Raw genomic sequence first — 14,013 nt, 5'->3', positions numbered from 1 at the left:
TGGTGACGACCGCCGCCTTCTCGATCCCGCTCTGGGGCGACCTGCTGGCGGTCGGCGTCGGCAGCCTCCAGGGCGCCCTGTTCGCCTCCGGGTTCCGCGACAGGAGGCTCGACCTGCTCGGCGTCGCGATCATCGGCGTGGCGACGGGGCTCGGGGGCGGCCTCCTGCGCGACCTGCTGCTCAACGTGACGCCCGTGGCGCTGCAGTCGAACTGGTACCTGCCGGCCACCGTCGTCGCCGCCCTGTTCGGCATGCTGCTCGGGAGGCTGTTCCGGCGGCTCGACCCGCTGATCACGTTCCTCGACGCGCTCACCATCGGATTGTTCGGGGCGATCGGTGCGAGCAAGGCGCTGGCGCTCGGGCTGCCCGAAGTGCCGGCCGTCTTCGTCGGCGTTGTGGCGGCCGTGGGAGGCGGGGTGCTGCGGGATGTGCTGCTCAACCTCCCGATCGCCGTGATGCACGTCGGGTCGCTCTACGCGGTCGCAGCGGGGGCGGGCACGGTCATCCTCGTCGTGCTGCTCGATATCGGCGTGCCGCTCACGATCGCGGTCGTCGTCTGCGTCGTGGCGACGCTGATCATCCGGCTGCTCGCCGTGCGGTTCGGCTGGAGTCTGCCGGAGCAGCGCGAGCTGGGCACGCTGCGTCGGCCCCGCTTCCCGCGGTTCGGCCGCCGGCCGAGCCCGCAGCGCACCGCGGAGCGCACCGAGACCGGGGCGATCCCGCAGTACCGGATCGAGAAGCCGGACCAATAGGCCGGTCGGCGACTCCGGAACTCCGGGCCGACACGCCGCCGGAAACGCCGCAACTCCGGAGAACCGGGCACGAGGGCCGCGGGACTCCGGAGTTGCGGGAGACGGGACGGGAGGCGCGGGTCAGGCCGTGACCAGCTCCGCCTCCGCCGACGAACCGGCGCCCGAGCGGATCGCCCGGTTCACGGCCGAGACGACCGCCTTGAAGGAGGCGGTGGTCGTGTCCGCGTCGATGCCGACGCCCCAGCGGCGCACGCCGTCCACATCCACCTCGACGTAGGCCGCGGCCAACGCCGACTCGCTCGCCGACAGCGTGTGCTGCGAGTAGTCGTAGAGGTGCGCCTGGATGCCGCGGGCGTTCAGGATGTCGAAGAACGCCGCGATCGGGCCGTTGCCCTCGCCCTCGGCCTTCGTGACGGTGTCGCCGTCGCGCAGCGTGACGCTGAGGCTGACGTGGTCGCCCGACTCGTTCGTCGTGCTCGTGCTGCCCAGCTCGAAGCGGCCCCACTTGGCGTCCGGGTCGGTGGCCGGCGCCGGGAGGTACTCGTCCTGGAAGATCTCCCAGATCTGGTCGCTGGTGACCTCGCCGCCCTCGGCGTCGGTCTTCGCCTGCACGACGCCGGAGAACTCGATCTGCAGCTTGCGCGGCAGGTCGATCGCGTGGTCGGCCTTCAGCAGGTATGCGACGCCGCCCTTGCCGGACTGCGAGTTGACGCGGATGACCGCCTCGTAGCTGCGGCCCAGGTCCTTCGGGTCCACCGGCAGGTAGGGCACCGCCCACACCAGGTCGTCGACCGAGACGCCCTCGCGCTCGGCCTGCGCGGCCATCGCCTCGAAGCCCTTCTTGATGGCGTCCTGGTGGGAGCCGCTGAACGCGGTGAAGACCAGGTCGCCGCCCCACGGGCTGCGCTCGCCGACCGGCAGCTGGTTGCAGTGCTCGACCGTGCGCTTGATCTGGTCGATGTCGCTGAAGTCGATCTGCGGGTCGATCCCCTGCGTGAACAGGTTGACGCCCAGGGTCACCAGGTCGACGTTGCCGGTGCGCTCGCCGTTGCCGAACAGGCAGCCCTCGATGCGGTCCGCGCCGGCCATGTAGCCCAGCTCGGCGGCGGCGACGGCGGTGCCGCGGTCGTTGTGCGGGTGGAGGGAGAGGATGACGTTCTCGCGGTGGTTCAGGTGCCGCGACATCCACTCGATCGAGTCGGCGTAGACGTTGGGCGTCGCCATCTCGACGGTCGCCGGGAGGTTGATGATCACCTTGCGCTCGGGCGTCGGCTCGAACACCTCCAGCACCTGGTTGCAGATGTCGGCCGCGAACTCCAGCTCGGTGCCGGTGTAGCTCTCCGGCGAGTACTCGTAGTAGATCTCGGTGCCCGGGACCAGCGACTCGTACTGCTTGCACAGCCGGGCGCCGCTCAGGGCGATGTCGATGATGCCCTGCTGGTCGGTGCGGAACACGACCTCGCGCTGCAGGATGCTGGTCGAGTTGTACAGGTGCACGATGGCCTGCTTGGCGCCGACGAGCGACTCGTACGTGCGCTTGATCAGGTGGTCACGGGACTGGGTCAGCACCTGGATGGTGACGTCGTCCGGGATCGCGTCCTCTTCGATCAGGCTCCGGACGAAGTCGAAGTCGGTCTGGCTCGCGCTCGGGAAGCCGACCTCGATCTCCTTGTAGCCCATGCGGACCAGCAGGTCGAACATGATGCGCTTGCGCTCGGGGCTCATCGGGTCGATGAGGGCCTGGTTGCCGTCGCGCAGGTCGACCGCGCACCAGCGCGGCGCCTCGGTGATGCGGGCGGAGGGCCAGGTCCGGTCGGGCAGATCGACGCGGATCTGCTCGTGGAACGGGCGGTACTTGTGGATCGGCATGGCGCTCGGCGCCTGCGTGTTCTTCATGGTCTGCTTCCTGGTCGCGGTGTGGTGTGGAGAGCCGACGACGAACTCCGCGACGAGTGAGGCCCGGAACTAGGACTCGTCGCGGCAGCTAAGGAGGAGCAGACCGTACACAGAGAACACGGTACCACGGCCGCTCGGCCCGGCGGATGATCGACTCAGGCGCGGCTGGCGGCCGGTTGCTGGGGTCGTACGAACCGTGCCGCCTGCCGCACCGACAGCCCCGGCAGGTAGGCCCTCGCGAGCGCAGCGCCGATCTCGGGGAGCGCCAGCGGGTCCGGGTAGGCCATCAGCAGCGGGTGCAGCTCGGGCTGGAACTTCTGCTTGAACGCGAACAGCGAGCGGAAGCCGTAGACCGGCTCCAGCGACGAGCTGAGGTGGCCGAGGAGGCGGTCCATCGTGCCCGCGTCGTCAGCGGGAGCGCCCGCGGTGTGCGCGAGCGGGGCCGCGGACAGGCTGAGGAACTCGGCGCCCTCGGCCTTCATCCTGGTCGCGGCCTCGGCGATGAGGAACTCCATCACGCCGTTGATGCTGCCGGGGCGGCGGCGCATGAAGTCGAGCGTCCAGCCGACCACGACGCCGTCGCGCCAGGTCGGCAGCCAGCTCGTGACCGCCTCCACCCGGCCGTCGCCGTCGATCGCGAGCATGAGCCGAACGTCGGGGTCGCGCAGCTCGTCGAGGCCGCCGAGGGTGAAGCCCATCTCGGGCAGCTCCTTGTCGGCCGCCCACTGCTCGGAGATGTCGGTGATCTGCACGGCGACCGCGAGCGGGAGGGAGGCGTACGCGGTCCACTCGGCGCGGATGCCGGCCCGCTGGGCGCGGTTGATCGAGCTGCGGACGTCCTGCCACTTCTTGCCCGTGGTCGCCCACTGCTGGGGGCGGATGACGGTCTCCTCCGCCACGGTCATGGTCGACCAGCCGAGCCGTTCGAAGACGGGCAGGAGGTCGTCCTCCACGCTGTAGAACACGGGCGTCCAGCCGTTGTCGTCGCAGAACCGCGCGAACCGCTCGATCACGCGGTCATGCGGCGGCGGAGCGCCGAAGGGACCGCCCGTGGTGATCGCGACCCGGCCGACGACGCGGTACGCGACCGCGCCCTCCCCCGCCGGGTCGAACCAGTGGCTGTTGCCCGGCCAGGTCGCCATGAAGGCGAGCGCGTCGCCGCCCCCGCGCCGCAGCAGGCGCCGCACCCGCGCGGTGTCCGCCGCGCCGCGCTGCCAGGGCGAGCGGCCGAGCACGGGCGGGATCGCCGCGAGGACGGCGACGAGCCAGAACACGGTTCCGATGTTGTGGTAGACCGCGGCGGCGAGCGGTGTGGTCGGCAGGTACTGCACCGGTTCGTGCCGCAGGAAGGCGACCGGCACGAACCGTTCGAACACGTCGCCGAGGAGGTCGGAGAGGTCGACAGGACGGGTGAAGCCCGTGTCGCGCTGGAGCCAGCCGACCAGCACGTAGAGCAGCGCCAGGCCGACGCCGGTCCCGCCGACCGTGAGCAGGTAGCGTCGCACCGCGCGCCCGGACGGCAGCACCGGGAAGTGCCGTCGCAGCACCACGAGCGCCACCGCGATGCTCAGCGGGACGGCGACCGCGAGCGCGAAGCTCAGCGACACCTCCCAGTACCGGCCGGATGCGGCCAGTCGCTGACCGGCGAGCGGCAGGATTCCGTAGTAGAGCGCCGCGAGCAGCCCCAGCAGGCCGTTGACGATCGCCGCGAGCCAGACGGCGAACCGGCGCCCCCGCAGCAGCCCGGCCGCTGCCACCAGGAGCACGAGGAGGGGCAGGAGCGACAGCAGCACCGGGCCCGGCCCGTCCATCCGGGTCAGGGTCAGCGCGCGCACGCACTCCCGGGTGACGGCGAACGCCTGGCAGCGCTCGATCACGCTGTCGCGGTCGGGCATCGCGTCGGTGAACAGCAGGCCGACCGGCGAGAGCAGGCCGTAGCGCGAGGGCGACAGCAGCCCGATCACCGGGCCGAGGGCGGTGATGCCGACGGCGGAGGCGAGGAGCACGCGCACCTCGTGGTGGGAGCTGCGCCTCCACCCCTGCAGTCCCTTCCCCGGCCGCAGCAGCACGCCGAGCCCGAGGCCGGCGAGCACCGCGAGCATCCGGTACAGGTCGGCAGGGAGACCGGAGTACAACAGGTAGACCGCGGCGACGAGCAGCGTGATGACGCGGATGCGCCGTCGCCAGAGCACGCCGGCGAAGGCGCTGGCCGCCATGATCGTGCCCGCGATCCCGCTGAAGACGTCGAGCACCACCAGTTCACGCACGCCGCGCGACCACATCTGCTCCGCACCACTGCCGAGCGCCTGCAGCAGCGCTCCGGCGGCGACGCCGAGGACCGGCGTCACGACGAAGGCGACGGCCGTGCGCCAGGAGCCCATCAGCCGCTCCGCCCACCCCACGAGCACGGCGGCCCCGATCAGCGCGACGATCAGCTCCGCGAGGTTGTCGGTGAAGAGGACCGCCGTGAACGGCGACCACCAGTGGCCGTCGGCGAGCTGGGCGAGTCCGGTGCCGAGCCAGAGCCTGAGGGGACGGTGCGGCCCGTGCAGCGGGCCGGTGGCGAGGGCGAGCACGAGCAGCACCGCGATCAGCGCCGCCGTGAACGGATGGGCCCGCACGATGCTCGAGACGCGGCTCCACCAGGGGGCGGGCGCGGTGGCCGTGCCGGCGTCCACCTGCTCCGCGCTCACGAGCCCAACCCCAGGTGGGCGGCGATGGCGGGGAAACCGTTGCGGAGGGTGTAACGCACGGTGTTCCAGTCGTGGGCGCTCCCGGGCGACACCAGCAGCTCGGTGCGCATGCCGGCCTTCTCGGCGTCGGCGTGCAGCGTGCGGGCGTAGGCGAGGTAGCGCGCGTCGTTCTGCCCGACGCCGAAGATCACGAGGGAGTCGCGGTACGGGGTGTGCGCGGCCATCTGGGCGGCGGGCTGGGCCGCCTCGTACGCCGCCCTCGACCCGCCGAAGCCGCTGGCGATGGTGGTGCGCTCGTCGCCGAGCGTCGGGCCGAGCTCGCTCGAGGAGGCGAGTGCCGAGCCGAACAGCTCCGGATGCCCTGTCGCGAACTGCACGGCGCAGGTCGCGCCCTCCGAGTAGCCGAAGACGCTCCACGCTGCCGGGTCGGAGCTCACCCGCAGGTGCGACGTGATCCACTGCCGCACGTCCGTGAGCAGGTAGGTCGCGGCGTTCCCGCCGGCGCGCGAGTCCACGCACATCGGGTTGCGGCCGGGGCCGCCGAGCTGGTCGGCGGCGACGACGATGGGCGCGTACCCGCGGTGGGTGCGCGCGAAGGCGTCCATGACCTGCGCCACGCGCCCGGCGGTGAACATGTCCGACGGAGCGCCCGGCTGGCCCGAGAAGGCGTACATCACCGGGAGCACCGGCGGGTTCGCCCCCAGCGCGACCGGCGGCAGGTAGACGACCGCCTCGCGGGCCGGGAAGTGGGAGCGGACGCCCGGGATGCGCACGGTGCCCACCTCGCCCTTCGCGGGCGGGTCTCCCGCGGGATCGGCGGAGGGACCGGCGGACGGGTCACCGGCGGGAACGGCCGCCGCTTGCGTCCAGTCGCGCCCGGCCACGACCTCCCCCCGCTCGTGGTGGAGGTCGAGACCGCGGTACGGCACGACCCCCAGCGCGTCGTCGAGGTCGCGGTACGCGCCGAAGTCGACGTTCACGCCCGCGAAGGCCGCCAGGACGAACAGCGGGATGCTCGCGATCGCCACGACCTTGCGCCACCACCGCGACCCGACCAGGTTCGCGACCGCCAGCGCCACCCCGGCGACGCCCGCGGCGACCCAGGCGGTCGTGGTCGGCGTGAGTCCGACGCCGAACACGTCGAACACGTCGTCCAGCAGCCACACCAGGAGCCAGCCGAGGAGCGCCCCACCGACGGCCGCGAGCACGCCGGCCAGCAGGCGGCGGCGCCCCCGCCGCGCCAGCAGGTAGAGCGCGAGCGCGGCGGCGATGGCGTACACGACGGCCAGGAACGCCGGCGCGTCGATCCGCAGTGTCATGAGCGAGTCCAGGGTCTTCCTCCGGTCGGGCGGCCCCCGGATCGGTGAGGGCGATTCACGATAGCTCGCACAGCCGACGGACAGGCCGGACCACAGCCTCCTCCAGCCGACTCGCAGCCGGTCCTCGGGATGCGCTGCCCGGCCGGGCCGTCGTCTGAGCGGGCGTTCAGTCGACGGCCAGCGCGGCCACAGGCGCGACACGGGTGGCGCGCCGGGTCGGCGCGATCGAGGCGCACACCGCCAACGCGGCGGTGGCGGCGACGACCGCGATCAGGAACGGCAACGGGACCACCGGCGGCAGGAGGCCGCCGCCCGGGATGCTGCCGAGCAGCGACTCCGCTCCGATCCAGCCGTAGGCGGTGCCGAGCACGAGACCGGTCAGCACCGCGGCGACCGTGAGCTGGGCCGACTCCGCCAGGATCATCCGCTTGACCTGCGCGGCGGTGAAGCCGAGCGCGCGCAGCAACCCCAGCTCACGAGCACGCTGCAGCACGCTGAGCGAGAGGCTGTTCACGACGCCCACGGCGGCGATCACCGCCGAGAAGCCGACGAGCACGGTGAAGACGATCATCGCGACGGTGAGCACCTCCTCCGCGCCCGCGTACATCCCCGGCTCTGCCGCGGCGGCCACCCGGATGACGTGCAGCCAGGTCTCCGACGCGACGACGAACATGGTGATCAGGGTGACGCCGATGACGAGCCCGATCGCCGTCCGGGAGCTGCGCTCGGGGTTGCGGGACGCGTTGGCGGCCGCGAGCCTCCCCGCCGCGCCCCGGCCCAGCAGCAGACCGGTCGCGCGGAGGATCGCGGGCAGGAAGAACGGCGCCGCCAGCACGATCCCGGTGAACGAGAGCACGCCGCCGACCAGTGCGACCAGCACGGCCAGGAAGCCGAGCACGATCAGGAGGTCGATCCTCGACCCCGCGAACACGCCGAGCCCCAGCAGCAGGCCGAACACCAGCAGCGCGAGCCCGGGAACGAGCAGCAGCAGCGACGCGGCCAGGCGCCCCGGCCGGCGGACCGAGCGCGCGGGCGGCTCCTGGGCCGCGCCCAGCGCCTCCAGCGGAGTGACCGTGAGCACGCGGCGGCCGCCCGCCCAGGACGCGAGCCAGGTCGTCGCGATCACCACGACGACCGGGACCAGCAGGGAGGGCGTGAGCACCGGGTACGGCACGTCCGGCAGCACCCCGGCGAGCGTGAACAGCCGCACGGCGAGCAGCGAGAGCGCGGCGGCCGCCGCTCCCCCGGCGGCGGCGCCGATCGTCCCGGCGACGAAGCCCTCGCCGGCGACGGCGCGGCGCTGGTCCCGGGCGGTGGAGCCGAGGAGGCGCAGCAGCGCGATCGTGCGCACCCGGCCGGCGATGATGGTCGCGACCGTGTTGGTCGTCACGACCGCGCCGACGTAGGCGGCGATCACGAAGAAGACCCCGGCGACGAGCAGCAGGGCCAGTTGGACGGAGCCGTGCTCGCCCAGCTGCGTCGCGCCGATGTACGCGCCGAGGATGTTGGTGCAGGCGAGCAGCGCGACCCCGAAGGCGGCGCTCAGCGCGGCGACGAGGATGGTCGCGCGATGGTCCCTGGCGTTGGCGCGGAAGGCCCGGATCACGCGCGCGCCTCCATCCCGAGCATGTAGGCGGAGATCTCCTCGGCGGTGGAGCGCTCGCGCTCGGCGACCACGCGGCCGTCGGCGAGGAACACGATGCCGTCGGCGTAGCTCGCCGCGACCGGGTCGTGGGTGACCATGGCGATGCTCTGGCCGAACTCGCTCGCGGCCTGCCGCAGCACGGCGAGCACCTCGCGGCCAGTGCGCGAGTCGAGGTTGCCGGTGGGCTCGTCCGCGAAGACGAGGTCGGGCCGGGTCGCCAGCGCGCGGACGATCGCGACGCGCTGCTGCTGCCCGCCGGAGAGCTCGTGCGGGCGGTGCGTCAGGCGGTCGCCGAGGCCGAGGATGTCGACGAGGTGGTCCATCCACTCCGTCTCCTCGATGCTCGGGCGGCGGCCGTCGAGCTCGAACGGCAGGCGGAGGTTGACGGCCACGTCCAGCGTCGGCACCAGGTTGAACGACTGGAAGACGAACCCGACCCGCCGCCGGCGCAGCAGGGTCAGCTCGGTATCGCCCAGCCCGGTGATCTCGGTGTCGCCGAGGAAGACGCGGCCGCTGGTGACGCCGTCGAGCCCGGCCATGACGTGCATCAGCGTGGACTTGCCGGAGCCGCTCGGCCCCATGATCGCGGTGAACCGGCCGGCCGGGATGCCGAGGGTCACGCCGGCGAGGGCGTGCACCCGGCCCGCCCCGCTGCCGTAGACCCTGGTCGCGTCCTCGACGCGGGCGACGTGCCGCGTCCCTGTCGTTGTGGTGTGCATGCTCTCAACGCTAGGGAGCGCCCCGCGGGCGGCGGATCGGGCGCGAGAGCCATCCCGGGTCCGCCGCGAGGATGATCCTGCGGCGCCCCGCGACCGAGAGACGGCTACTCGGTCGCGCCGGTGAGGCCGTGCTCGAACGCGTAGACGACCATCTGCACCCGGTCGCGCAGCCCGAGCTTGGCGAGGATGCGGCTGATGTGCGTCTTCACGGTCGCCTCGCTGAGGTACTCGCTGCCCGCGATCTCGGCGTTGCTGAGGCCGCGCGCGGCGAGCACGAAGATCTCGCGCTCCCGGGAGGTGAGCGTCGCGAACTCCGCGGGCTCCGGCTTCGCGGGACGGTCGTCCGAGAAGTACTGGAACAGCTCGCGCGTCGCGCCCGCGGCGATGACCGCGCTGCCCGCGTGCACAGTGCGGATGGCGGCGAGCAGGAACTCCGGCTCGGCATCCTTGAGCACGAAGCCGCTCGCCCCACCGCGGATCGCCCGCGCCGCCGCCTCGTCGAGGTCGAACGTCGTCAGCACCACGATCCGCGGCGGCGTGCGGCCCTCGCGCTCGGCGTCGGCGACGATCGTCGTGGTCGCCGCGATCCCGTCCATGACCGGCATGCGGATGTCCATGAGCACCACATCGGGCCGGAGGCTGCGTGCCAGCTCCACGCCCTCCGCGCCGTTGGCCGCCTCCCCGGCGAGCTCCAGGTCGGGCTGCGACCCGACCAGCATGCGCACGCCCGCCCGGAACAGGGCCTGGTCGTCGACCAGCAGCACCCGGATGCGCGGCTCGACCGCGGCCTCCACCCGCTCGCCGCTCATGCCGCCGCTCACGCCGCCCCTCCCGCGGGCAGGAACGCCGACACCACGAAGCCCGACCCCTCCGGCCCCGCGCTGAAGCTGCCGCCGGCGAGGGAGGCGCGCTCCCGCATCCCGGGCAGGCCGTGGCCTACGCGGGGCACTCCTGCGGTGGTCGGCGGTTCTGCGGGCTGCGGCTTCATGGCGTTCCTCACGGTGATGGCGAGCCCCGGTCCCCCGGCGCCCTGGTCGACCCCGGCGAGGACGACCTCGGCGGGGCGGGTGGTGTCGCCGTGCCGGAGGGCGTTGGTCAGCGCCTCCTGCACGATCCGGTATGCGGCGATCTGCTGGGCGGAACCGAGGCCCGCCGGCGTGCCGGTGCGTTCGAGGGTGACCGGGAGGCCCGCGGCGCGGATCTGCTCGACCGTCCGGTCGACGTCCTCCAGGGTCGGTTGCGGGCCCTCGGCCTGCGAATGCCGTAGCTCGGCGAGCAGCACGCGCACGTCGGTCAGCGCCGAACGGGCCGTCGCCGCGATGGTGGTGAGCGCCTGGTCGACGGCCTCCGGGTCGGCGTGCCTGGCGTACCGGGCGCCGTCGGCCTGGGCGATGACGACGGCGAGGGAGTGCGCGACCACGTCGTGCATGTCGCGCGCGATGCGGGTGCGCTCCTGCTCGACGACCACGTCCTCCACGGCCCGCGCGCGGTCGAGCTCGGCGGCGGCGCGGGCGCGGCGGGAGTACCGGGCCGTGCGCCAGGTGCGCATCAGCAGGCCGAGCACCCACGACAGCGCCAGCACGGTGACGCTCACGATGAACAGGAATGCGAACTGCAGCGCGAGGCTCGTCAGCGAGGTGGACAGCAGGTCGAAGTAGTCCTGCCCGAGCGCCGAGGTCAGGGTCAGGTAGAGGGCTGCGACGAAGGCGCCGAGTCCGGCCGAGATCAGTCCGGCGTAGCGCACCACCCGGTCGCCGTAGGCAGCGGTGGCGTAGAGCACGAGGAGGATCGCGAGGTCGCTGATCAGGATGTTGTGGCCGGTGGTCATCTGCAGCACCGCGCCCAGCCAGGCGAGGGCGAGCGAGACCGGCGGCGACATCCGGCGCAGCGCGACGGCCACGACGAGGACGATCAGCACCAGGAAGCCCGACCGGTCGCCTCCGGTGTCCGTCAGCCCGACGAGGATCGTGGAGTCGGCCAGCAGGCAGAACAGCGCCAGCAGCGCGGCGCCGACGATGTCGAACGTGAGCTCGCGCCGGGTCAACCGGCGGACGAGGCCGGGCCTGTCCGGCTCGTCCTCCGACACCTCCGCGCCGCCGGAGGAGGCGAGCCAGAGCAGCACGGAGCTGCCGGCCTGACCCTGACCGCCTCCGGCAGCGGCCTCCGCCTGCGCCGCCGCCCGCTGCCGCGCGATCAGGAAGCCGAGCAGCCAGCCCGCGGCGAACACCACGATCATCAGCACGCTCATCAGCAGCACGCCGACGCCCTGGCTGGTGTAGTACCCCGCGATCACGGGCCCGAACTGCGCGAACTTCAGCTCGCCGCGCACGGTGAACAGGTACGCCATCGCGGGTCCGAGCAGCAGCGTGGAGGCCAGGGCGAGCCAGCGCAGCACCCGGCCGCCGTGCGCGGTGACGCCGATCAGGGTCGCCAGCACGGCGATGGCGGCGATGATGCGGAACGCGCCGGGAAGGGCCTCCCCCTCGGTCAGCTCCACCACCACCGCCAGGCAGACGAGCCCCAGCGCGACGCCAGGCAGCACCCGGGAGAGCGCGACCGCAGCGCCGTAGAACAGCAGCGCGAGCGCGGCCGCGACGTCGAAGGGCAGCCCGGTGGCGAGCCACGCGACGAACAGCACGAGGGCGAGCGCCGGCTCCAGCACCCAGCGGCGCGGGGCCACGGCGCTCAGGAGGCGGCTGCGATCGGGCATGTCTCTACGGTACGGGGAGGTCGTGGGCGCCACCGCGCCGGGCGGCCGGAATCATCCTCCGGATGTACGGCCGGGCTCAGAAGCCCAGGCGGCCCAGCTGCTTCGGGTCGCGCTGCCAGTCCTTCGCGACCTTCACGCGGATCGAGAGGAACACGTGGCGGCCCAGCAGCTGCTCGATCGGGGCGCGCGCGGCGGCCCCGACCTCCTTGAGCCGGCTGCCGCCCTTGCCGATCACGATCGCCTTCTGGCTGTCGCGCTCGACGAAGAGGTTGGCGTACACCTCGACGAGGTCCTTGTCGTCGCGCTCGACGATGTCGTCGATGGTGACGGCGAGCGAGTGCGGGAGCTCGTCCTGCACGCCCTCGAGCACGGCCTCGCGGATGTACTCGGCGATGCGGTCCTCGAGGCCCTCGTCGGTGACCGCGTCCTCCGGATAGAGCGGGCCAGGAGACGCGGGCAGGAGCTTCATCAGCTCGCCGGTCAGGGTGTCGAGCTGGATGCTGCTCGTCGCCGAGATCGGGATGATCGCCTCCCACTCGCGCAGGGCCGACACGGCGAGCAGCTGCTCGGCGACCTGCGGGCGGCTCGCGCGGTCGATCTTGGTGACGATCGCGACCTTCTTGGCGTTGGGGTAGTCGTCGAGCTGCTCGTTGATGAAGCGGTCGCCGGGGCCGATCTTCTCGTCGGCGGGGACGCAGAAGCCGATCACGTCGACGTCGCCCAGGGTCGACTGGACGAGCGTGTTCAGCCGCTCGCCGAGCAGGGTGCGCGGGCGGTGGATGCCGGGGGTGTCGACCAGGATGAGCTGGCCGTCGCGCTGATGCACGATGCCGCGGATGGCGCGGCGGGTCGTCTGCGGCTTCGAGCTGGTGATCGCGACCTTCTCGCCGACGAGGGCGTTGGTCAGGGTCGACTTGCCCACGTTGGGGCGGCCGACGAACGAGACGAAGCCGGCGTGGTACTCGGTCACGGGCGCTCCTCCTGGTGCTGGCGGTGGTGTTCGCGGTCTTTGACGCGGTGCGGGTCGCGCTCGACCAGGACCGTGCTCACGTGCCGGCGGCGCCCCTCCACCCGGTCGACGGTGAAGCGGAGGCCGTGCACGGCGACCGTCGACCCCACCTCGGGCAGCCGGCCCAGCGCCTTCGCGACCAGGCCGCCGACGCTGTCGACGTCGTCCTCCTCGATCTCCTCGTCGAACAGCTCGCCGAGGTCGTCGATGGGCATGCGCGTGGCGACGCGGTAGCGGCCGTCGCCGAGCTCCTGGACGAGCGCGAGCTCGTGGTCGTACTCGTCGGAGATGTCGCCGACCAGCTCCTCGATGAGGTCCTCCAGAGTCACCAGCCCGGCGATGCCGCCGTACTCGTCGACGACCATCGCCAGGTGGTTGGACTCGCGCTGCATCTCCCGCAGCAGGGCGTCGGCCTTCTGCGACTCCGGCACGAACAGCGCCGGCCGGGCCAGCTCGGTCAGCGTGACGGTGTCGGCGCCGCGCGTGCTCTCGAAGCTCAGCCGGGCGACGTCGCGCAGGTAGAGGATGCCGACGACCTCGTCAGGATCGCCGTCGATCACCGGCATGCGCGAGACGCCCTTGCTGAAGAACAGGCCCATCGCGGTGCCGATGCTCGCGGAGGCGTCGACCGCGATCATGTCGGTGCGCGGGATCATGACCTCGCGCACCACGGTGTCGTTGAACTCGAAGATCGAGTGGATCAGCTCGCGGTCGTCCTCCTCGAGCACGTCGAAGGCCGTGGCCTCGTCGACGATGCTGAGCAGCTGCTCCTCGCTGGTGACCGGCGCCGACCGGGCCCGCGACGGCGTCACCCTGTTGCCGAGCGCGACCAGGCCGCCCGGGATCGGGCCGAGCACCACGCGGACGAACCGCACGAGCGGCGCCGTCAGCCGCAGCAGCAGCTGCGAGTTGGCGCGACCGACGCTGCGCGGGCTGACGCCGACGAGCACGAACGACACGGCCGTCATGATCAGCGCCGACAGGATCAGCGAGATCCACCACTCCTCGAAGATCTGCTCGAAGGCGAGGGTGACGAGCACCGCCGCCGTCGTCTCCGCGATGATGCGGCTGAAGTTGACCGCGTTGAAGTGCGGGTCGGGATCGGCCGCGATCGCCGTCAGCGACTTCTCGGCGCGGGAGCCCTCGGCGAGGTCGGCGATGTCGGCGCGCGACTGCACGGAGAGGGCCGCATCGACCGCGGCCATGAGACCGCCGAACGCGACGAGCAGGAACGCGACGACGAAGAACAGCGTTGCGAGCATGCTGCCGC

General features: G+C 72.5%; 10 protein-coding genes. 1 reads left to right on the top strand and 9 read right to left on the bottom strand.

Annotated features, from left to right (window positions below):
- Nucleotides 1-2 precede the first annotated feature (2 nt).
- A complete protein-coding gene (locus P5G50_RS12395) occupies nucleotides 3-752 on the top strand; it encodes a trimeric intracellular cation channel family protein (protein ID WP_301208559.1) in 750 nt (249 codons plus the stop codon).
- Nucleotides 753-872: 120 nt separating this feature from the next.
- Here the strand turns inward: P5G50_RS12395 and leuA are convergent, their stop codons facing one another.
- The 9 genes from leuA to P5G50_RS12350 all read right to left on the bottom strand — a co-directional run bounded on the left by leuA (nucleotide 873) and on the right by P5G50_RS12350 (nucleotide 14,005).
- Nucleotides 873-2,648 (bottom strand): 2-isopropylmalate synthase, encoded by a 1,776-nt coding sequence (gene leuA / locus P5G50_RS12390; RefSeq protein WP_301208560.1) that lies wholly within the window; start codon nucleotides 2,646-2,648, stop codon nucleotides 873-875.
- Nucleotides 2,649-2,803: 155 nt separating this feature from the next.
- Complete coding sequence (locus P5G50_RS12385; RefSeq protein ID WP_301208561.1) at nucleotides 2,804-5,341, bottom strand: DUF2156 domain-containing protein; 2,538 nt, start codon at nucleotides 5,339-5,341, stop codon at nucleotides 2,804-2,806.
- Entirely contained in the window at nucleotides 5,338-6,660 is a 1,323-nt protein-coding gene (locus tag P5G50_RS12380) for an alpha/beta hydrolase (protein WP_301208562.1), read from the bottom strand. Before P5G50_RS12380 ends, P5G50_RS12385 begins: the two co-directional genes overlap by 4 nt.
- Nucleotides 6,661-6,826: 166 nt before the next feature.
- Complete coding sequence (locus P5G50_RS12375) at nucleotides 6,827-8,266, bottom strand: ABC transporter permease (protein ID WP_301208563.1); 1,440 nt, start codon at nucleotides 8,264-8,266, stop codon at nucleotides 6,827-6,829.
- Nucleotides 8,263-9,024, bottom strand: a complete 762-nt coding sequence (locus tag P5G50_RS12370) for an ABC transporter ATP-binding protein (RefSeq protein WP_301208564.1) — start codon at nucleotides 9,022-9,024, stop codon at nucleotides 8,263-8,265. The genes P5G50_RS12375 and P5G50_RS12370 overlap by 4 nt, the downstream gene beginning before the upstream one ends.
- A gap of 104 nt (nucleotides 9,025-9,128) precedes the next feature.
- A complete protein-coding gene (locus tag P5G50_RS12365) occupies nucleotides 9,129-9,833 on the bottom strand; it encodes a response regulator (RefSeq protein WP_301209392.1) in 705 nt (234 codons plus the stop codon).
- Between the two features lie 8 nt (nucleotides 9,834-9,841).
- Nucleotides 9,842-11,734 (bottom strand): sensor histidine kinase, encoded by a 1,893-nt coding sequence (locus P5G50_RS12360; RefSeq protein WP_301208565.1) that lies wholly within the window; start codon nucleotides 11,732-11,734, stop codon nucleotides 9,842-9,844.
- Nucleotides 11,735-11,810: 76 nt separating this feature from the next.
- Nucleotides 11,811-12,704 carry a GTPase Era gene (gene era / locus P5G50_RS12355; RefSeq protein ID WP_301208566.1) on the bottom strand — a complete coding sequence of 298 codons (894 nt, stop codon included), beginning with the start codon at nucleotides 12,702-12,704 and terminating at the stop codon, nucleotides 11,811-11,813.
- Nucleotides 12,701-14,005 carry a hemolysin family protein gene (locus P5G50_RS12350; RefSeq protein WP_301208567.1) on the bottom strand — a complete coding sequence of 435 codons (1,305 nt, stop codon included), beginning with the start codon at nucleotides 14,003-14,005 and terminating at the stop codon, nucleotides 12,701-12,703. Before P5G50_RS12350 ends, era begins: the two co-directional genes overlap by 4 nt.
- Nucleotides 14,006-14,013 lie beyond the last annotated feature (8 nt).

This window comes from Leifsonia williamsii, from assembly GCF_030433685.1.
Lineage (GTDB): Bacteria > Actinomycetota > Actinomycetes > Actinomycetales > Microbacteriaceae > Leifsonia > Leifsonia williamsii.
The sequence above is the reverse complement of the archived record's forward strand: the minus strand, read 5'-3'. Positions and strand labels throughout refer to the sequence as shown.